Below are 18,029 nucleotides of genomic sequence, written 5' to 3' on the forward strand. Positions count from 1 at the left end.
TGGCACGATGTGGGGGTGACCGAAGCCGTGACCCCGCAGCCGCCGACCGTGTCCCCGCTCCCCGAGGCGGAGGCCGCCGTCACCCCGGCGGACGTCCGCGACGCGGCCGCCGTCGCCCTGGTGGTGGGCGTGTCCGGGGTGCTGCTCGGACTGCTGTGGGCGTGGCTCGCGCCGCGCGTCCAGTACGTCTCCAACGGTGAGGCCGTCTTCCTGCGCAACACCGAGAGCGAGGGCCGGATCGGCGCCGACGGCACGTTCTTCCTGCTGGCGCTGGGGCTCGGCGCGCTCAGCGCGGCCGGGGTCTTCCTGTGGCGCCGGCGCGGGGGCGTCCCGCTGGTGATCGGGCTGGCCCTCGGGTCGTGCTTCGCCGCGCTGGTGGGCTGGCGGCTGGGGCTGTGGCTCGGGCCGGGCACCGATGTGGTGGCCGCCGCCGCGCACGCGGGCAAGGGGGTCCCCTTCGACGCGCCGCTGCAGCTGCTCGCGCACGGGGCGCTGCTGGTGTGGCCGATGGCGGCCGTCGCGGTCCACCTGGGCCTGACGGCCCTGTGGGGGCCGCGCGACCCGGAGCCGCCGCTGCCGTGGGAGGGCGCGTACCCCCCGCCCCACGTGCACTCCTCCTGACGCCCCGCACGGTTCGGCCGTGGCCGGCCTCCCCGGTGCGGCGCCGGGTGGGCGGCCTACGGGCGGGCGATCGGCGCGAGGGTGGCGTGCGTGAGCGCGGTCAGGGCGGCCGGGGCCAGTTCGACCTCCAGCCCCCGGCGGCCCGCCGAGACGCAGATCGTGGTGTGCGCCGAGGCCGACGCGTCCAGGACCGTACGCAGCCGCTTGCGCTGCCCCAGCGGGGAGATCCCGCCCCGCACGTAGCCCGTGGTCCGCTCCGCCAGCGCCGGGTCGGCCATCGCCGCCCGCTTCCCGCCCACCGCGGCCGCCAGGGCCTTGAGGTCCAGTGAGCCCGAAACCGGCACGACCGCCACCGTCAGGGCCCCGTCCACGTCCGCGACCAGCGTCTTGAACACCTGGTCCGGCGACACGCCGAGGGCCTCGGCCGCCTCCTCGCCGTACGAGGGGTGCGCGGGGTCGTGTGCGTAGGAGTGGGTGGTGAAGTCGACGCCCGAGGCGGTGAGGGCGGTGATGGCGGGAGTGCCGGCCGACTGCTGTTGCTGCTTCTTCTTCGCCATGGCCTCAGTTCGGGCTGGTCGGGGCGCGGGTCAGGTCCACCGCCGGCAGGGACGGCAGGTGGCGGATCACGGCCGTCTCGGCGCGCAGCAGCTTCAGCTCCTCCGCGAGCCGGGTGGCGGTGTCCGGGGCCTGTAGCAGGCGCTGCTTGGATGGGGTGTCCAGCACCGCGGCGGCCGCCACCAGGTACGAGACCACCGACGGCTCGTCCGGCAGGTCCGGCGCCGAGGTCAGGGACCGCTCCCGGGCCCCGGCCAGCCGCTTCTGGTAGCTGCGGAAGGCCCGCAGGACCCCCTCGGACAGCGCGCCCGCGCCCTCGCCCGCGTCCTCTGCGAGCTCCTCCAGCTCGGCGACGAGGAACGGCCCGGACGCGTCGACCGAGAGCAGCCGCACCCGGGTCGTGCCGGTGGCCAGCACCTCGAAGCTGCCGTCCTCGCGCTCCCGGATCGTCGCCGCGTCCGCGATGCAGCCCACCCGGTGGAACGCCTGGATCGGGTCGGCACCGAAGCCCGCCGCCGGGCCCCGCTCGGGCAGGGCCGTCTGGTCGGGCAGTCCGGGCGCGGTCGGCGCGACCTCCCGGCCGTCGCGGATCGCGACGACCGCGAACCGGCGCGGCTCGTCCTCCCCGGTCTTCAGCAGCTCGCGCATCATGGCGCGATACCGCTCCTCGAAGACGTTCAGCGGCAGCACGAGGCCCGGGAACAGCACCGAGTTCAGCGGGAAGAGGGGAAGGCGAACGGTGGTCACGAGGCACAGGGTAGTAGCCGGACGGCCCGGCCCGTCACCCCCGCCTCAGCAGCCGTGACGCGCCCGCCGCCACCGTCGTGGCCAGGATCCAGCCCAGCAGCACCAGCGCCGTCGCCCCCCACTGCCAGCCGCCCTCGGGCTTCCACTGGCCCTGCTGCCCGAGATCGATCACCGGGAGCAGGAGGTCTAGCGCGTACAGGGCGGCGTCCCAGTGCGGGTGCTCGTCCGCCTTGATCGGCGCCGGCTCGTGCCGCAGGAACAGCAGGGTCCCCGCCGCCCACAGCACCGCCATCCACAGCGCCGCCCGGCCCGGCCGGTAGCCGTAGACCACCGTCCAGTCCTGGAGGTACCCCCAGGCCTTCGCCGCCGGTGACAGCGTGTCCCGGCGGCGGCGCTGCTTGGCCACGAGCACCTCGCGCGCGCCCACGTCCTCCCCGCCGTCGCGGAGCACGGCGGCGAGCCGCTCGTACGGCTCCGGCGAGTACTCGGGCGTGGCCGACTCCAGCCACTCCAGGCGGCGGGAGAGCGGGAAGTGGCCGCGGGGTGCGAGCTCCTGGTAGACGAAGCCCTCCATGGACACCTGGCCGCGGCCCGGCCAGCTCGTGGACCGGTCGACGAGCTTGACGACCTTCGCGCCGGAGACCACCACCCGGCCCCGCTCCGGGGCGTCGCCGACGAAGCGCAGCTCGGGCGTCTGCACCCGCCGCAGCGACACCTCCTGGTCCGGGTCCAGGTCGAAGCGGGCGCCGTAGAAGTCGACCGAGTCGCCGAAGCGGCCGTCGTCCAGCCGCAGGCCGCCCCGGCACTCGAAGTGCTGCGCCGGCCCGCCGCCGGTCGGGGTCTGGCTCCAGTCGTACGGGCGGTCCGGGTCGCCGGCCGGGGAGGGGAGGCCGGCGGAGGTCAGGTACAGGGTCCGCTCGACGGTCAGGGTCGGGGCGTTCAGGGCGCGCCGGCCGTGGCGGTTGCCCAGCCGCGCACCGCGCAGGCTCATCGAGGCGCCCACCTTCACCCCGCGCAGGCTCACCTCGCCGTGCGTCTCCAGCAGGTCGGCCTGGAGGTCCTGGGCGACGGCCATCCCGTCGGCGGCGATGGCCCGGCCCCCGCCGTCGCGCTGCACCACGGCCTGGCTGATCAGCAGATCGGTGCCGATCTGCGCGTCGGTCAGCCGGATCCCGCGCGCCACCCGGCAGCGCGCCAGGTGCAGGTCCCCCTCGGTGTGCAGCCGGGCCCCCTCCAGCCGGGGTATCGCGCAGTTGTCCAGCCGCAGCGTGCCGAAGCGGGTCTCGGACACCTGGATCTCGCCGTCGAAGCGGCACGAGCGGATCTCCACGTACGGGGCGACCGTGCCGCCGGACAGATCCAGCCGCCCGGTGATCTGCGCGCCGCGCAGCTTCAGGCAGCCGACCCGGCCGGGGACCGGTGCGGGGCCGGCCAGCAGGAGGCGGGCCACGACCTCCGCGCGGACCCGCCGCTCCGGGCCCCAGACCGGGCCGTTGTGCGGATCGTCCAGGCCGGCGGTGCGGGCGCCCAGGTCGCAGACGGTGCCCGCCCGGAAGGTCTCCCACATCTGCTGCTCGGCATCGGTGAGGCCGTCCGGCCGTCCGTCGTCGCCCGCTTCGGTCATGGCAGCCCCCCGCTGTCATCCACGTGTACGAGAACGCTAAGGGGCGGCGGTGACAGCCGGGGCGTGTATCAGCCAGTGATACGGGCGGACGGCGGTGGGAGGCGGTCTGAGAGAATTGGGGCGTGATCTCTCGTATCGACCTGCGCGGTGACGCCCTCCCCGAGGGCGGCGCCCTGCGCGACCTGCTGCCCCGTGCCGAGTTCGACGTGGAAGCCGCCCTGGAGAAGGTGCGGCCCATCTGCGAGGACGTCCATCATCGTGGCACGGCGGCGCTGATCGAGTACGCGCAGAAGTTCGACGGCGTCGAGCTCACGCAGGTCCGGGTGCCCGCGGAGGCCCTGAAGGCCGCCCTCGACCAGCTGGACCCGGCCGTCCGCGCCGCCCTGGAGGAGTCCATCCGGCGCGCCCGGATCGTGCACCGCAACCAGCGCCGCAGCGAGCACACCACCCAGGTGGTCCCCGGCGGCACCGTGACCGAGAAGTGGGTTCCGGTCGGGCGCGTGGGGCTGTACGCCCCGGGCGGCCGCTCGGTGTACCCGTCCTCCGTCGTCATGAACGTCGTCCCGGCGCAGGAGGCGGGCGTCGAGTCGATCGCGCTGGCGTCCCCGCCGCAGAAGGAGTTCGGCGGGCTGCCGCACCCGACCATCCTGGCGGCGTGCGCGCTGCTCGGCGTGGACGAGGTGTACGCGGCCGGCGGCGCCGTGGCCGTCGCGATGTTCGCGTACGGGACCTCGGGACCCGACGGGTGCCCGCCGGTCAACATGGTGACCGGCCCCGGCAACATCTGGGTCGCCGCCGCCAAGCGCTACTTCACCGGCAGGATCGGCATCGACACCGAGGCCGGCCCCACCGAGATCGCGGTCCTCGCGGACGCCACGGCCGACCCGGTGCACGTCGCCGCCGACCTGATCAGCCAGGCCGAGCACGACCCGCTGGCCGCGGCCGTCCTCGTCACGGACTCCGCGGAGCTCGCGGCCGCCGTCGAGAAGGAGCTGGAGCCGCAGGTCGCCGCGACCAAGCACGTCGAGGACCGGATCAAGCCCGCCCTCGCCGGCAAGCAGTCCGCGATCGTCCTGGTCGACAGCCTGGAGGACGGCCTCAAGGTCGTCGACGCGTACGGCGCCGAGCACCTGGAGATCCAGACCGCCGACGCCGCCGCCTGGGCCGCCCGGGTCCGCAACGCCGGCGCGATCTTCGTCGGCCCCTGGGCGCCGGTCTCCCTCGGCGACTACTGCGCCGGGTCGAACCACGTCCTGCCCACCGGCGGCTGCGCCTGCCACTCCTCGGGCCTGTCCGTGCAGTCCTTCCTGCGCGGCATCCACATCGTCGACTACACGCGCGACGCCCTCGCCGAGGTCACCCACCACGTGGTGACGCTGGCCGAGGCCGAGGACCTGCCCGCGCACGGCGCCGCCCTCAAGGCCCGCTTCGGATGGAAGGTCCCCGGACAGTGAGCGCCCTCGGGATCGACGACCTGCCCATCCGCGACGAGCTGCGCGGCAAGACCCCGTACGGCGCACCGCAGCTCGACGTGCCCGTCCAGCTGAACACCAACGAGAACCCGTACGAGCTGCCCGAGCCGCTCGTCCGGCGCATCGCCGAGCGCGTCGCCGAGGCCGCCCGCACCCTCAACCGCTACCCCGACCGGGACGCGGTCGAGCTGCGCACCCAGCTGGCCGCCTACCTCACGCGGACGGGCAAGCACCCGGTCGCCATGGAGAACGTCTGGGCCGCCAACGGCTCCAACGAGGTCCTCCAGCAGCTGCTCCAGACCTTCGGCGGCCCGGGGCGCACGGCGATCGGCTTCGAGCCCTCGTACTCGATGCACGCGCTCATCGCGCGCGGCACCGGCACCGGCTGGATCTCCGGCCCCCGCCGCGAGGACTTCACCATCGACGTGGAGGCCGCCGAGCAGGCGATCGCCGAGAACGCCCCCGACGTCGTCTTCATCACCTCGCCCAACAACCCCACGGGTACGGCGGTCGGGGCGGAGACGGTCCTCGCCCTCTACGACGCCGCGCAGGCCGCCAAGCCGTCGCTGGTCGTCGTGGACGAGGCGTACGTGGAGTTCTCGCACCGCGACTCCCTCCTCCCGCTGATCGAGGGCCGCCCCCACCTGGTGGTCTCCCGGACCATGTCCAAGGCCTTCGGCGCCGCGGGCCTGCGCCTGGGCTACCTCGCCGCGCACCCGGCCGTGGTCGACGCCGTGCAGCTCGTACGCCTGCCGTACCACCTGTCCGCCGTCACCCAGGCGACCGCGCTGGCCGCCCTGGAACACACCGACACCCTGCTCGGCTACGTCGAGCAGCTCAAGGCCGAGCGGGACCGCCTCGTCAGCGAGCTGCGGGCCCTCGGCTACGAGGTCACCGAGTCCGACGCGAACTTCATCCAGTTCGGGAAGTTCGAGGACTCCCACACCGCCTGGCAGAAGATCCTCGACCAGGGCGTCCTGGTCCGGGACAACGGCGTACCGGGCCGGCTGCGGGTCACCGCGGGCACCCCGGCCGAGAACGACGCGTTCCTGGAAGCGGTTCGCGCACTGAAGAAGGAGCAGCAGGCATGAGCCGCATCGGACGGGTCGAGCGCACCACGAAGGAGACCTCGGTCCTGGTCGAGATAAACCTCGACGGCACCGGCAAGGTCGACGTGTCGACGGGCGTGGGCTTCTACGACCACATGCTCGACCAGCTCGGCCGCCACGGCCTCTTCGACCTCACGGTCAAGACGGACGGCGACCTGCACATCGACAGCCACCACACCATCGAGGACACCGCCCTCGCGCTCGGCGCCGCCTTCAGGCAGGCCCTCGGCGACAAGGTGGGCATCTACCGCTTCGGCAACTGCACCGTCCCGCTGGACGAGTCCCTCGCCCAGGTGACCGTCGACCTCTCCGGCCGCCCCTACCTCGTGCACACCGAGCCCGAGACCATGGCGCCGATGATCGGCGAGTACGACACGACGATGACCCGGCACATCTTCGAGTCCTTCGTCGCGCAGGCCCAGATCGCCCTGCACATCCACGTCCCGTACGGCCGCAACGCCCACCACATCGTGGAGTGCCAGTTCAAGGCCCTCGCCCGGGCCCTGCGCTACGCCGCCGAGTTCGACCCGCGCGCCGCAGGGATCCTGCCCTCCACGAAGGGCGCCCTCTAGCAGTGAACGGTCTGAACACCATCCTGATCGTCGTCGGCCTGTTCCTGGCCGGCGGCGTCTACTCCTTCCAGAAGCAGAAGATGCCCCTGTCGGTGATCGTTCTGCTCGCTCTCGCCTCCGCGATGTGTCTGGCCGCGGGAGTCCTGCGAATCCAAGGGATCTGGGCATGACCGCCAAGAAGAACGTCGTGGTCTTCGACTACGGCTTCGGCAACATCCGCTCCGCCGAGCGCGCCCTCGCGCGCGTCGGCGCGGACGTCGAGATCACCCGCGACTACGACCGGGCCATGGACGCCGATGGGCTGCTCGTGCCCGGTGTGGGCGCCTTCTCCGCCTGCATGCAGGGCCTCAAGGATGCCCGCGGCGACTGGATCATCGGCCGCCGCCTCTCCGGCGGCCGCCCCGTCATGGGCATCTGCGTCGGCATGCAGATCCTCTTCGAGCGCGGCATCGAGCACGGCGTGGAGACCGAGGGCCTCGACGAGTGGCCCGGCACCGTCGGCCCGCTGAAGGCCCCCGTCGTCCCCCACATGGGCTGGAACACCGTCGAGGCCCCGGCCGGCAGCCAGGCCTTCGCCGGGCTGGACGCCGACGCCCGGTTCTACTTCGTGCACTCCTACGCGGCCCACGACTGGTCCCTGGAGGTCACCAACCCGAGGATCAGGGGCCCCAAGGTCACCTGGGCCACGCACGGCGAGCGGTTCGTCGCGGCGGTGGAGAACGGCGCCCTGTGGGCCACCCAGTTCCACCCCGAGAAGTCCGGCGACGCCGGCGCCCAGCTCCTCACCAACTGGATCGAGACCCTGTGATGACCGCACCCACGCTCGAACTCCTTCCCGCGGTCGACGTCCGCGACGGCCAGGCCGTACGCCTCGTGCACGGCGTGTCGGGCAGTGAGACCTCCTACGGCTCCCCGCTGGAGGCGGCCCTCGCCTGGCAGGCCTCCGGCGCCGAGTGGCTGCACCTGGTCGACCTGGACGCCGCCTTCGGCACCGGCGACAACCGTGCCCTGGTCGCCGAGATCACCCGTGCGATGGACATCAAGGTCGAGCTGTCCGGCGGCATCCGCGACGACGCCACGCTCGCCGCGGCCCTCGCCACCGGCTGCACCCGCGTCAACCTCGGCACCGCCGCCCTGGAGACCCCCGAGTGGGCCGCCAAGGCCATCGCCGAACACGGCGACAGGATCGCCATCGGCCTCGACGTCCGCGGCACCACCCTCAAGGGCCGCGGCTGGACCAGCGAGGGCGGTGACCTGTACGAGACCCTCGCCCGCCTGGACTCCGAGGGCTGCGCCCGCTACGTCGTCACCGACATCGGCAAGGACGGCACGCTGACCGGCCCCAACCTGGAGCTGCTGCGGAACGTCTGCGCCGCCACCGACCGGCCGGTCGTCGCCTCCGGCGGCGTCTCCTCCCTGGACGACCTGCGGGCCCTGTCCGAGCTCGTCCCCCTCGGCGTCGAGGGCGCCATCGTCGGCAAGGCCCTGTACGCCAAGGCCTTCACCCTGGAAGAAGCCCTGAAGGCGGTCCGCGCATGAGCTCCACCCCCTCCTCTCCCTCCTCCTCGGCCTCCGGCATCCGCAGGATCTCCTCCGGCGGCCCCTACGAGGACGTCATCGGCTACTCCCGTGCCGTGCAGCTGCCCAACGGGCTCGTCCTGGTCTCCGGCTGCACCGCCGCCGACGCGGGCGGCCCCTACGACCAGACCGTCAAGGCCTTCGAGGTCGCGTTCAAGGCGCTCGCCGAGGCCGGGCTGGGACCGGAGAACGTGGTCCGCACCCGGATGTACCTGACGCACGCGCGCGACGTGGACGAGGTCGGCCGCGCCCACCAGACGCTGTTCGACACCGTCCGCCCCGCCGCCACCATGCTCATCGTCTCCGGCTTCGTCGACCCGAGCATGGTCGTCGAGGTCGAGGTGGAGGCCTACGGGGAGGTGGCGCGGTGACCCTCGCCGTACGCGTGATCCCCTGCCTGGACGTGGACAACGGCCGCGTCGTCAAGGGCGTCAACTTCCAGAACCTGCGCGACGCCGGTGACCCGGTGGAGATGGCCAAGCTGTACGACGCCGAGGGCGCCGACGAGCTGACCTTCCTCGACATCACCGCCTCCTCCGGTAACCGCGAGACCACCTACGACGTGGTCCGGCGCACCGCCGAGCAGGTCTTCATCCCGCTCACGGTCGGCGGCGGCGTCCGCACGGCCGACGACGTGGACAAGCTGCTGCGGGCGGGCGCCGACAAGGTGGGCGTCAACACGGCCGCCATCGCCCGGCCCGAGCTGATCCAGGAGATCGCCGAGCGCTTCGGCCGCCAGGTGCTCGTCCTGTCGGTCGACGCCCGCCGCACCGCTGCCGGCTCCTTCGAGGTCACCACCCACGGCGGCCGCCGGGGCACCGGGATCGACGCCGTCGAGTGGGCGCACCGCGCGGCCGAACTCGGCGCCGGGGAGATCCTGCTGAACTCCATGGACGCCGACGGCACCAAGGACGGCTACGACACCGAGATGATCGCCGCCGTACGCCGGCACGTCACCGTCCCGGTGATCGCCTCGGGCGGCGCCGGCAAGCTGGAGCACTTCCCGCCCGCGATCGACGCCGGCGCCGACGCGGTCCTCGCCGCCTCGGTGTTCCACTTCGGCGACCTGCGCATCGGCCAGGTCAAGGAAGCCCTGCGCGAGGCGGGCCACCCGGTCCGCTGACCCCGCTTCGTGGCACCTCCGGCGATATACTGACACCCACCCGTATATCACCGCCGGAGGTGCCGGATGGCCAGGACCGTGATCGACGTCGACGACCGGATGCTCGCCTTCGCCCAGCAGCAGCTCGGCACGACCACCAAGCGCGACACCATCAACCGGGCGCTGACGATAGCGGCCGGGATCAGCGCCGATGACCGTGCCCGGGCACTGCGCTGGCTCCAGGAGAACGCAGAGGACTTCCTCGACTTCGAGGTGCTGGAGCAGCGGGAGCGCGACGGCCTGTGAGCTACCTCGCCGACACCTCCGCCGTCTGGCGGCTGTTGCGGGGGCAGATCGGGGACCCCTGGCCCGGGTACGTGGCCCAAGGGCTGGTGGCGATCTGCCCGCCGGTGGAGTCCGAGCTCATGCCGAGCCTGCGGGCCGACCGGGACTTCGAGCCGTTCTTCGGCATGCTCGGGCAGACCTTCGGCTGGGTTCCGGCCTTGGACGACCCATGGCCGCAGATCATCGCCGTACAGCGGGAGCTCGCCGCGATCGGGCATCACCGGGGTCCCTCCCCGGTCGACATCCTCATCGCCCTGACCGCACGGCGGCACCGCCTCACGGTCCTGCACGTGGACGACGACTTCACCTCGATCGGCAAGGTGCGTCCGGGTATCCCGATGATCCGGCTCCAGCCGCGGACGTCGTAGCCGCGGCCCGGAGCCGGGACGGACGGCGGGGGTCGTCGGCCCCCGCGCCGTCAGATTCCCAGCCGGGCCACCGTCAGCCGGGACACGGCCTCCTTCTCGCCGTCCAGCTCCACCGCCGCGGAGTTCTGGCGGCCGAAGCAGAACAGCGTCAGCTCACCCGGCTCCCCGGTCACCGTCACCACCGGTACGCCCTTGTGGGCGACCGCCGTGCGGCCGTCCGGGCGGCGCAGCACCAGGCCCACCGGCGAGCGGCGGCCCGTCAGCCGGGCCAGCTTCTCCAGCCGGGACCACAGCGCGTCCGAGAACACCGGGTCCAGCGTCCGCGGGGTCCAGTCCGGCTGCGCGCGCCGTACGTCCTCCGCGTGGACGTAGAACTCCACCGCGTTGGCGGCCTCGTCGATCTGCTTCAGCGCGTACACGGACAGCTTCGGCGGCCCGGTGCGGATCAGCTGGATCAACTCCTCGTACGGCTTGGCCGTGTACTCGGCCATCGCCCGGTCGAGGCGGTCCTTCAGCACGTTCAGCAGCAGACCGCCCGCCGCGTCCGGGCGGCGCTCGCGGACCACGACGTGCGCCGCCAGGTCCCGGCAGGTCCAGCCCTCGCACAGGGTCGGCGCCTCCGGCCCGGCCGCCTCCAACAGGTCCGCCAGCAGCAGGCGTTCACGCTTCGCATGGGTCGACATACGGGCCAGCTTAGGGGTGTCCGGCCCTGATCCGCCGGACACCCGCCAGGCCGGGACCCGCCCGGAGGCTGCTCATCAGGCGGACGGTGATCCATGACCGGTCCCGCCGCGCGGCACAATGGGGCCCATGAGTACGTCCTCCCTCGACCCCGCCGTCGCCGCCCGCCTCAAGCGCTCCGCGGACGGCCTGGTTCCGGCCATCGCCCAGCAGTACGACACCGGCGAGGTGCTCATGCTCGGCTGGATGGACGACGAGGCCCTGCACCGCACCCTCACCACGGGCCGCTGCACCTACTGGTCCCGCAGCCGGCAGGAGTACTGGGTCAAGGGGGACACCTCGGGCCACTTCCAGTACGTGAAGTCCGTCGCCCTCGACTGCGACGCCGACACCGTGCTCGTGAAGGTCGACCAGGTCGGGGCCGCCTGCCACACCGGCGCCCGCACGTGCTTCGACGCGGATGTCCTTTTCACCGACGCCAGCTAGCCAGTTAGGGTCCCGCCCATGGATCTCGAGACGTTCCGCAAGCTCGCGGCCGACCGCCGCGTCATCCCCGTGAGCCGTCGGCTGCTGGCCGACGGGGACACCCCGGTCGGGCTCTACCGGAAGCTGGCCGCCGAACGCCCCGGCACCTTCCTGCTGGAATCCGCCGAGAACGGGCGCTCCTGGTCCCGCTACTCCTTCGTCGGCGTGCGCAGCGACTCCACCCTCACCGTCAAGGACGGCCAGGCGCACTGGATCGGCACCCCGCCCGTCGGCGTCCCCACGGACGGCGACCCCCTCGAAGCCCTGCGCGCCACCGTCGAGGCCCTGCACACTCCCCGCGACCTGGCGGGCGGCATGCCGCCCTTCACCGGCGGCATGGTCGGCTACCTCGGCTACGACATCGTGCGCAGGCTGGAGCGCATCGGCGACCACGCCGAGGACGACCTCGAGCTCCCCGAGCTGACCATGCTCCTCACCTCCGACCTGGCGGTCCTCGACCACTGGGACGGCACGGTCCTGCTCATCGCCAACGCCATCAACCACAACGCCCTCGACACCGGGGCGGACGAGGCCCACGCCGACGCCGTCGCCCGCCTCGACGCGATGGAGGCCGACCTCGCCCGGCCCGCGCCCTACGCGCCCGCCGCGCTCCCGGAGTCCGCGCTGCCGCCCTTCGACGCGCTCTGGGGCGGCGAGAAGTACCAGGCCGCCGTCGAGGACGTCAAGGAGCGCATCCGGGCCGGCGAGGCCTTCCAGGTGGTGCCCTCGCAGCGGTTCGAGACCCCCTGCCACGCCTCCGCGCTGGACGTCTACCGGGTGCTGCGGGCCACCAACCCGTCCCCGTACATGTACCTCTTCCGCTTCGAGAACGGCTTCGACGTGGTCGGCTCCAGCCCCGAGGCGCTGGTCAAGGTCGAGGACGGCCGGGCGATGGTTCACCCCATCGCCGGCACCCGCCACCGCGGCGCGACCCCGCAGGAGGACAACGACCTCGCCGAGGAGCTGCTGGCCGACCCCAAGGAGCGCGCCGAGCACCTCATGCTCGTCGACCTCGGCCGCAACGACCTGGGCCGGGTCTGCGAGCCCGGCTCCGTCGAGGTCGTCGACTTCATGAGCATCGAGCGCTACTCGCACGTCATGCACATCGTCTCCACCGTCACCGGCCGCGTCGCCGAGGGCAGGACCGCCTTCGACGTGCTCACCGCCTGCTTCCCCGCCGGCACCCTCTCCGGTGCGCCCAAGCCGCGCGCCATGCAGATCATCGAGGAACTGGAGCCCTCCCGCCGCGGCCTGTACGGCGGCTGCGTCGGCTACCTCGACTTCGCGGGGGACTCCGACACCGCCATCGCCATCCGCACCGCGCTGCTGCGCGACGGCACGGCGTACGTGCAGGCCGGAGCGGGCGTCGTCGCCGACTCGGTGCCCGAGCTGGAGGACCAGGAGTGCCGCAACAAGGCCGCCGCCGTCCTGCGTGCCGTGGGAGCGGCGAACCGGCTGCACCGCGCCTGAGCCCGTAGGGGATAGTGGGGTACGTGAGTGCCGTACCCCACCCCGTCAACGAGGCCGAGGCCCCCGACAGCAGCACCGGCCGCCGCACCGTGGCCGCCGCCCTGCTGCTCGGCGCGCTCGGCGCCACCGTCGTCCTGCTCGCCTCCGGCCGCACCTGGGCCCGGGGCAGCGCCTCCGTCGGGGGCGGCACGCTGCCCCTGACCGCGGACGGGCGGGCCGTCACCGGCCTTCCGGCGGCCCTCGCCATCGTCGGCCTCGCGGCCCTGGTCGCGGTGTTCGCCGTACGGGGTCCGGGCCGGCTGCTGGTGTCCGGGCTGCTCGCCCTGAGCGGGCTGGGCGCGGCCCTGGCCGCGGTGGCCGCCGCCGGCGACCGGCGCGCCCTGGACGAACGGGCCGCCACCGCGACGGCGGACACCGCCGCCCGGGTGGTGGAGCTCAGCCACACCGTGTGGCCGTACGTCACGGCCTCCGGCGCGGCCCTGATCCTGATCGCGGGCCTGCTGGCCCTGCGCTTCGGCCGGAGCTGGCCCGCGATGGGAGGCCGCTACGAGCGCGACGGCAGCCCCCGCGGGCGTACCCCCGCCCCCGTGGACCCGGACCGGCCGGAGGACCTGTGGAAGGCCCTGGACCGCGGCGAGGACCCCACCCGCTGACGCGGCGCCCCCGGCGGGCCCCACCCGCTGGAGAAACCCGCGTCCCCGTGCGGGACAATGACAGCGAGCGTGCGACACAGGCCGCGCTCTCTACACAGCTTGAGACAGAGCAACGAGGAGCAACTCATGGCGGGCACGAGCCACGGACACACCCCGGCCGCCTGGACCGGTGTCATCATCGCCTTCATCGGTTTCTGCGTCTCCGGCGCCTTCATGGTGCTGGCGAACCCGCTCGGCTTCTGGGCGGGCCTGGTCGTCGTCGCGCTCGGCGGTGTCGTCGGCATGGCGATGCGGGCTGCGGGCATGGGCGCCCCCAAGGACGGCCACCGCGACCTCGCCGAGGTCATCGCGGCCAACCGGGTCCCCGCCAAGGTCTGAGCGCGATCCCGCGGGTCCGCCGGTCCGCTGTGCGAAAGGCGCGGCCCCGCCGGGCTGCGCCTTTTGTCATGAGCGGAGAGAATCAGCGGGTGGACGCCCCTCGCACCGCCTCCCCGGCCGCCGTGCCCCGGCCGCCGCTGCCGCACGCCCCGGCGCCCGTACGGGCCTCCCGGGCCGGCCGGCTGGCCGCCCCGGCGCTGACCCTGGCGGGGGCGGTCGCGGCGTTCGCGTACGTGGGCGCCGTCGACCCCAACGAGCCCGGGCACTACCCGGTCTGCCCGCTCTTCCGGCTGACCGGGGTGCTGTGCCCCGGCTGCGGCGGGCTGCGCAGCGCGCACGCCTTCGCCACCGGCGACCTGCCGGCCGCCCTGGGGGCCAACGCCGTGGCGGTGGCCGGCTACCTCGTCTTCGCCGTGTTCACGGCCCTGTGGCTGCTGCGGGCCTTCCGCGGTGCCCCGGCGCCCCGGATCGCCCTGCGACCGGTCCACTGGTGGGGGATCGGGGCCTTGGTACTGGCCTTCTCGATTGTCCGGAATCTCCCGTTCGGTTCCGCGCTGGCCCCCTGACCCCGGACGAGGCCCCGCCGGGGCCTACGGGAAGGCAATATTCCGAGTGTCCAGTCCCTGGGAAACCGAGAACTCCGTGCGGAGGCCCCGGCTGCCTGCGGATACCATTTGAGTGCTGACCATGCAGTGATACGTGTCTGCAAGGCGGCCGACCGTCATCAACCCGGAAGGGGGCCGCTCGCGTGAGTGTGCTCGACGAGATCATCGAAGGGGTCCGCGAAGACCTTGCCGAACGGCAGGCCCGCGTCAGCCTCGACGAGCTCAAGGAGCGTGCCGCCAAGGCGCCCCAGGCCAAGGACGGTGTCGCCGCCCTGCGCGGTGACGGCGTCAAGGTGATCTGCGAGGTCAAGCGCTCCAGCCCCTCCAAGGGCGCGCTGGCCGCGATCGCGGATCCGGCCGGGCTCGCCGCCGATTACGAGGCCGGCGGGGCGGCGGTCATCTCCGTCCTCACCGAGCAGCGCCGGTTCGGCGGCTCGCTGGCCGACCTGGAGGCCGTCCGCGCCCGCGTGGACGTCCCGATCCTGCGCAAGGACTTCATCGTCACGGCGTACCAGCTGTGGGAGGCCCGCGCCTACGGCGCCGACCTCGTGCTGCTGATCGTCGCGGCCCTGGACCAGGAGGCCCTCGTCTCCCTCATCGAGCGGGCCGAGTCCATCGGCCTCACCCCGCTCGTGGAGGTGCACGACGAGGAGGAGATCGAGCGGGCCGTCAGCGCCGGCGCCAAGATCATCGGCGTCAACGCGCGCAACCTGAAGGACCTCAAGGTCGACCGCTCCACCTTCGAGCGGATCGTCGGAGAGATCCCGCCGCACATCGTGAAGGTCGCCGAGTCCGGCATCCGCGGACCGCACGACCTGATCGCCTACGCCAACGAGGGCGCCGACGCCGTCCTCGTCGGCGAGTCCCTGGTCACCGGCCGCGACCCGAAGGCGGCCGTCGCCGACCTCGTCGCCGCCGGCGCCCACCCCGCCCTGCGCCACGGGCGGAGCTGACCACTCCCATGCCTCCCGCCTCCCCCTCCGTCCGCACCCGGCCGGGCCACGGCCCGGCCGGCGTGCCGACGGCGCACGCGCCGCTGGCGCGCGGCTGCCGCCCCCGCGGCTGCCGCGCCCCGGCACGCCGCGTGCACGGCAGGCGGGTGCGCTACGTGATCGGGTCCGAGCCCGGACAGGTCAACGGCATGCGATGGCGCGGGGCGACCGCGCCCTGACCACGGCCCTCCCGGCCCGGTACCCCTGAGGCACCGGCCGCGGGCGGCCGCGTACGGTCCCTAGCCCCGCGCGGGCGCGGACCGTCCCGTCCGCCCACCCTCCGCGGGGTGCGCGGGCGGCGGAGCGGCGGCGCAATACGGTGCATCCAGCCGCGTCGAGCCGAGCCTCGCATCCCGTACCCGTAGGAGCAGTGGCATGTCCACCACCTCGTTCTTCATCCCGGACCCGGAGGGTCACGTCCCCAACGCCGAGGGCTATTTCGGCGACTTCGGCGGCAAGTTCATCCCGGAGGCCCTCGTCGCCGCCGTGGACGAGGTCGCCGTCGAGTACGAGAAGGCCAAGAGCGACCCGGCCTTCGCCGCCGAGCTCAACGACCTCATGGTCAACTACACGGGCCGGCCCAGCGCCCTGACCGAGGTGCCCCGGTTCGCCGAGCACGCCGGCGGCGCCCGGATCTTCCTCAAGCGCGAGGACCTCAACCACACCGGCTCGCACAAGATCAACAACGTGCTGGGCCAGGCACTGCTCACCAAGCGCATGGGCAAGACCCGCGTGATCGCCGAGACCGGCGCCGGCCAGCACGGCGTGGCCACCGCCACCGCCTGTGCCCTCTTCGGCCTCGACTGCACCATCTACATGGGCGAGATCGACACCCAGCGCCAGGCCCTCAACGTGGCCCGCATGCGCATGCTCGGCGCCGAGGTCATCGCCGTGAAGTCCGGCTCCCGCACCCTCAAGGACGCCATCAACGAGGCGTTCCGCGACTGGGTCGCCAACGTGGACCAGACCCACTACCTCTTCGGCACCGTCGCCGGCCCGCACCCCTTCCCGGCCATGGTCCGCGACTTCCACCGCGTCATCGGCGTCGAGGCCCGCCGCCAGATCGTCGAGCGCGCCGGCCGGCTGCCCGACGCCGTCGCCGCCTGCGTCGGCGGCGGCTCCAACGCCATCGGCCTCTTCCACGCCTTCATCCCCGACGCCGAGGTGCGCCTCGTCGGCTTCGAGCCCGCCGGACACGGCGTGGAGACCGGCGAGCACGCCGCCACCCTGACCGCGGGCGAGCCCGGCATCCTGCACGGCTCCCGCAGCTACGTCCTCCAGGACGAGGAGGGCCAGATCACCGAGCCCTACTCCATCTCCGCCGGCTTGGACTACCCGGGCATCGGCCCCGAGCACTCCTACCTCAAGGACAGCGGCCGCGGCGAGTACCGCGCGGTCACCGACGACGCCGCCATGCAGGCCCTGCGCCTGCTCTCCCGCACCGAGGGCATCATCCCGGCCATCGAGTCGGCCCACGCCCTCGCCGGCGCCCTCGACCTCGGCAAGGAGCTGGGCCCGGACGGCCTCATCGTGGTCAACCTGTCCGGCCGCGGGGACAAGGACATGGACACCGCTGCCCGCTACTTCGGGCTGTACGACACCGACGGCGAAGTCGCCGCCGACGAGTTCGCCGAGGGGGACGACAAGTGAGCGCCAACGGAAACATCGAGCTGCTGAGCGCGACCCTCGCCAAGGCCAGGTCCGAGGACCGCGCCGCCCTCGTCGCCTACCTCCCGGCCGGCTTCCCGACCGTCGACGGCGGCATCGAGGCCGTCAAGGCCGTCATCGCGGGCGGCGCCGACATCGTCGAGATCGGCCTGCCGCACAGCGACCCCGTCCTCGACGGCGCCGTCATCCAGACCGCCGACGACATCGCCCTGCGCGGCGGCGTGAAGATCGCCGACGTGCTGCGCACCGTGCGCGAGGCCTTCGAGGCCACCGGCGTCCCGATCCTGGTCATGACGTACTGGAACCCCATCGACCGCTACGGCGTCGAGCGGTTCACCGCCGAGCTCGCGGCCGCCGGCGGCGCCGGCTGCATCCTGCCCGACCTGCCGGTCCAGGAGTCCGCGCTGTGGCGCGAGCACGCCGCCGAGCACGGTCTGGCCACCGTCTTCGTCGTCGCCCCCAGCAGCCGCGACGAGCGCCTGGCCACCATCACCGCCGCCGGCTCCGGCTTCGTCTACGCCGCCTCCCTCATGGGCGTCACCGGCACCCGCGAGTCCGTCGGCGACGAGGCGCAGGAGCTGGTGCGCCGCACCCGCGCCACCACCGAGCTGCCGGTCTGCGTCGGCCTCGGCGTCTCCAACGCCCGGCAGGCCAAGCAGGTGGCCGGCTTCGCCGACGGTGTGATCGTCGGCTCCGCCTTCGTCAAGCTGCTCCTGGACGCCCCGGACCTGCCCGCGGGCCTGTCCGCCGTGCGGGCGCTGGCGGGCGAGCTTGCGGAAGGCGTACGCAGGTCCTGACCCCGAGCGGGCGCGGAACGAGGTTCTGTAGCCCGATCGGGTGGAATCGGCAGCGGGGAGGCACGCGAGTGCCTCCCCCCCTACTTTGGGCGCACGTGTGCGAGAAGAAAGACCGTGCGCACCCCGCAGCGACCAAACCAAAGGCCCCCCAAACACACCCGCACGAG

General features: G+C 73.3%; 24 protein-coding genes. 20 read left to right on the top strand and 4 right to left on the bottom strand.

Annotated elements, in window-relative coordinates; translation table 11 throughout:
* Positions 1–48 precede the first annotated feature (48 nt).
* The gene (locus tag AB0D45_RS26755) at positions 49–621 is read left to right on the top strand and encodes a hypothetical protein (RefSeq protein WP_361600180.1); all 573 of its coding nucleotides are present in this window, start codon (positions 49–51) and stop codon (positions 619–621) included.
* 56 nt (positions 622–677) lie between these two features.
* On the opposite strand, the gene ybaK is transcribed toward AB0D45_RS26755, so the two are convergent.
* From ybaK to AB0D45_RS26770, 3 genes are read right to left on the bottom strand one after another with little or no spacing between them, the layout of a single operon-like run.
* Positions 678–1,178, bottom strand: a complete 501-nt coding sequence (ybaK, locus tag AB0D45_RS26760; protein ID WP_362463553.1) for a Cys-tRNA(Pro) deacylase — start codon at positions 1,176–1,178, stop codon at positions 678–680.
* Positions 1,179–1,182: 4 nt separating this feature from the next.
* The gene (locus tag AB0D45_RS26765) at positions 1,183–1,923 is read right to left on the bottom strand and encodes an LON peptidase substrate-binding domain-containing protein (protein ID WP_362463556.1); all 741 of its coding nucleotides are present in this window, start codon (positions 1,921–1,923) and stop codon (positions 1,183–1,185) included.
* A gap of 34 nt (positions 1,924–1,957) precedes the next feature.
* Positions 1,958–3,547 carry an oxidoreductase gene (locus tag AB0D45_RS26770; RefSeq protein WP_362463559.1) on the bottom strand — a complete coding sequence of 530 codons (1,590 nt, stop codon included), beginning with the start codon at positions 3,545–3,547 and terminating at the stop codon, positions 1,958–1,960.
* Between the two features lie 122 nt (positions 3,548–3,669).
* Between AB0D45_RS26770 and hisD the strand changes: the two genes are divergently transcribed.
* From hisD to AB0D45_RS26820, 10 genes are all read left to right on the top strand, one after another.
* Positions 3,670–5,001: a histidinol dehydrogenase gene (gene hisD / locus AB0D45_RS26775; protein WP_361600122.1), complete on the top strand. Its 1,332-nt coding sequence runs from the start codon at positions 3,670–3,672 to the stop codon at positions 4,999–5,001.
* The gene (locus tag AB0D45_RS26780) at positions 4,998–6,110 is read left to right on the top strand and encodes a histidinol-phosphate transaminase (RefSeq protein WP_362463562.1); all 1,113 of its coding nucleotides are present in this window, start codon (positions 4,998–5,000) and stop codon (positions 6,108–6,110) included. Before hisD ends, AB0D45_RS26780 begins: the two co-directional genes overlap by 4 nt.
* Positions 6,107–6,700: an imidazoleglycerol-phosphate dehydratase HisB gene (hisB, locus tag AB0D45_RS26785; RefSeq protein WP_362463565.1), complete on the top strand. Its 594-nt coding sequence runs from the start codon at positions 6,107–6,109 to the stop codon at positions 6,698–6,700. The genes AB0D45_RS26780 and hisB overlap by 4 nt, the downstream gene beginning before the upstream one ends.
* A 2-nt stretch (positions 6,701–6,702) precedes the next feature.
* A complete protein-coding gene (locus AB0D45_RS26790; protein WP_361600116.1) occupies positions 6,703–6,870 on the top strand; it encodes a hypothetical protein in 168 nt (55 codons plus the stop codon).
* Positions 6,867–7,508 carry an imidazole glycerol phosphate synthase subunit HisH gene (gene hisH / locus AB0D45_RS26795; RefSeq protein ID WP_361600113.1) on the top strand — a complete coding sequence of 214 codons (642 nt, stop codon included), beginning with the start codon at positions 6,867–6,869 and terminating at the stop codon, positions 7,506–7,508. The genes AB0D45_RS26790 and hisH overlap by 4 nt, the downstream gene beginning before the upstream one ends.
* Entirely contained in the window at positions 7,508–8,239 is a 732-nt protein-coding gene (priA, locus tag AB0D45_RS26800) for a bifunctional 1-(5-phosphoribosyl)-5-((5-phosphoribosylamino)methylideneamino)imidazole-4-carboxamide isomerase/phosphoribosylanthranilate isomerase PriA (RefSeq protein ID WP_361600110.1), read from the top strand. Before hisH ends, priA begins: the two co-directional genes overlap by 1 nt.
* Positions 8,236–8,649 (top strand): RidA family protein, encoded by a 414-nt coding sequence (locus AB0D45_RS26805; protein ID WP_361600107.1) that lies wholly within the window; start codon positions 8,236–8,238, stop codon positions 8,647–8,649. The genes priA and AB0D45_RS26805 overlap by 4 nt, the downstream gene beginning before the upstream one ends.
* A complete protein-coding gene (hisF, locus tag AB0D45_RS26810) occupies positions 8,646–9,401 on the top strand; it encodes an imidazole glycerol phosphate synthase subunit HisF (protein WP_362463570.1) in 756 nt (251 codons plus the stop codon). Before AB0D45_RS26805 ends, hisF begins: the two co-directional genes overlap by 4 nt.
* Positions 9,402–9,467: 66 nt before the next feature.
* Positions 9,468–9,686 (top strand): type II toxin-antitoxin system VapB family antitoxin, encoded by a 219-nt coding sequence (locus tag AB0D45_RS26815; protein ID WP_243631841.1) that lies wholly within the window; start codon positions 9,468–9,470, stop codon positions 9,684–9,686.
* Complete coding sequence (locus AB0D45_RS26820) at positions 9,683–10,093, top strand: PIN domain-containing protein (protein ID WP_362463573.1); 411 nt, start codon at positions 9,683–9,685, stop codon at positions 10,091–10,093. Before AB0D45_RS26815 ends, AB0D45_RS26820 begins: the two co-directional genes overlap by 4 nt.
* Positions 10,094–10,143: 50 nt before the next feature.
* Here AB0D45_RS26820 and AB0D45_RS26825 read toward each other — a convergent pair whose 3' ends face one another.
* Entirely contained in the window at positions 10,144–10,776 is a 633-nt protein-coding gene (locus tag AB0D45_RS26825; protein WP_361600101.1) for a TIGR03085 family metal-binding protein, read from the bottom strand.
* A gap of 118 nt (positions 10,777–10,894) precedes the next feature.
* Between AB0D45_RS26825 and hisI the strand changes: the two genes are divergently transcribed.
* The 9 genes from hisI to trpA all read left to right on the top strand — a co-directional run bounded on the left by hisI (position 10,895) and on the right by trpA (position 17,862).
* Positions 10,895–11,260 (top strand): phosphoribosyl-AMP cyclohydrolase, encoded by a 366-nt coding sequence (gene hisI, locus AB0D45_RS26830; protein WP_361600098.1) that lies wholly within the window; start codon positions 10,895–10,897, stop codon positions 11,258–11,260.
* An 18-nt stretch (positions 11,261–11,278) separates the two neighbouring features.
* Complete coding sequence (locus tag AB0D45_RS26835) at positions 11,279–12,769, top strand: anthranilate synthase component I (protein WP_361600095.1); 1,491 nt, start codon at positions 11,279–11,281, stop codon at positions 12,767–12,769.
* 14 nt (positions 12,770–12,783) lie between these two features.
* Positions 12,784–13,422, top strand: a complete 639-nt coding sequence (locus tag AB0D45_RS26840; protein WP_362463577.1) for a TIGR02234 family membrane protein — start codon at positions 12,784–12,786, stop codon at positions 13,420–13,422.
* A gap of 126 nt (positions 13,423–13,548) precedes the next feature.
* Positions 13,549–13,800, top strand: coding sequence for an HGxxPAAW family protein (locus tag AB0D45_RS26845; protein WP_361600090.1), 252 nt, complete (start codon positions 13,549–13,551; stop codon positions 13,798–13,800).
* Positions 13,801–13,868: 68 nt separating this feature from the next.
* Entirely contained in the window at positions 13,869–14,366 is a 498-nt protein-coding gene (locus tag AB0D45_RS26850) for a DUF2752 domain-containing protein (RefSeq protein ID WP_362463580.1), read from the top strand.
* 182 nt (positions 14,367–14,548) lie between these two features.
* Entirely contained in the window at positions 14,549–15,358 is an 810-nt protein-coding gene (gene trpC / locus AB0D45_RS26855; protein ID WP_361600084.1) for an indole-3-glycerol phosphate synthase TrpC, read from the top strand.
* Between the two features lie 8 nt (positions 15,359–15,366).
* On the top strand, positions 15,367–15,576 hold the full coding sequence (locus tag AB0D45_RS26860) for a tryptophan synthase subunit(beta) (RefSeq protein ID WP_361600081.1): 210 nt from the start codon (positions 15,367–15,369) through the stop codon (positions 15,574–15,576).
* A gap of 196 nt (positions 15,577–15,772) precedes the next feature.
* Entirely contained in the window at positions 15,773–17,047 is a 1,275-nt protein-coding gene (gene trpB / locus AB0D45_RS26865) for a tryptophan synthase subunit beta (RefSeq protein WP_362463583.1), read from the top strand.
* A complete protein-coding gene (gene trpA / locus AB0D45_RS26870; RefSeq protein WP_362463586.1) occupies positions 17,044–17,862 on the top strand; it encodes a tryptophan synthase subunit alpha in 819 nt (272 codons plus the stop codon). The genes trpB and trpA overlap by 4 nt, the downstream gene beginning before the upstream one ends.
* Positions 17,863–18,029: the final 167 nt, after the last annotated feature.

The organism is Streptomyces sp. NPDC048352, from assembly GCF_040651895.1.
Taxonomy (GTDB): Bacteria; Actinomycetota; Actinomycetes; order Streptomycetales; family Streptomycetaceae; genus Streptomyces.

Excerpts from the sequence above, each read along its gene's own strand:
- AB0D45_RS26815 (WP_243631841.1), top strand. The coding sequence starts at position 9,468 with ATGGCCAGGACCGTGATCGACGTCGACGACCGGATGCTCGCCTTCGCC.
- priA (WP_361600110.1), top strand. The coding sequence starts at position 7,508 with ATGACCGCACCCACGCTCGAACTCCTTCCCGCGGTCGACGTCCGCGAC.
- trpB (WP_362463583.1), top strand. The coding sequence starts at position 15,773 with ATGTCCACCACCTCGTTCTTCATCCCGGACCCGGAGGGTCACGTCCCC.
- hisB (WP_362463565.1), top strand. The coding sequence starts at position 6,107 with ATGAGCCGCATCGGACGGGTCGAGCGCACCACGAAGGAGACCTCGGTC.
- AB0D45_RS26770 (WP_362463559.1), bottom strand. The coding sequence starts at position 3,547 with ATGACCGAAGCGGGCGACGACGGACGGCCGGACGGCCTCACCGATGCC.
- AB0D45_RS26845 (WP_361600090.1), top strand. The coding sequence starts at position 13,549 with ATGGCGGGCACGAGCCACGGACACACCCCGGCCGCCTGGACCGGTGTC.
- AB0D45_RS26850 (WP_362463580.1), top strand. The coding sequence starts at position 13,869 with ATGAGCGGAGAGAATCAGCGGGTGGACGCCCCTCGCACCGCCTCCCCG.
- AB0D45_RS26835 (WP_361600095.1), top strand. The coding sequence starts at position 11,279 with ATGGATCTCGAGACGTTCCGCAAGCTCGCGGCCGACCGCCGCGTCATC.
- hisH (WP_361600113.1), top strand. The coding sequence starts at position 6,867 with ATGACCGCCAAGAAGAACGTCGTGGTCTTCGACTACGGCTTCGGCAAC.
- AB0D45_RS26805 (WP_361600107.1), top strand. The coding sequence starts at position 8,236 with ATGAGCTCCACCCCCTCCTCTCCCTCCTCCTCGGCCTCCGGCATCCGC.
- ybaK (WP_362463553.1), bottom strand. The coding sequence starts at position 1,178 with ATGGCGAAGAAGAAGCAGCAACAGCAGTCGGCCGGCACTCCCGCCATC.
- AB0D45_RS26825 (WP_361600101.1), bottom strand. The coding sequence starts at position 10,776 with ATGTCGACCCATGCGAAGCGTGAACGCCTGCTGCTGGCGGACCTGTTG.
- hisI (WP_361600098.1), top strand. The coding sequence starts at position 10,895 with ATGGGGCCCATGAGTACGTCCTCCCTCGACCCCGCCGTCGCCGCCCGC.
- AB0D45_RS26860 (WP_361600081.1), top strand. The coding sequence starts at position 15,367 with ATGCCTCCCGCCTCCCCCTCCGTCCGCACCCGGCCGGGCCACGGCCCG.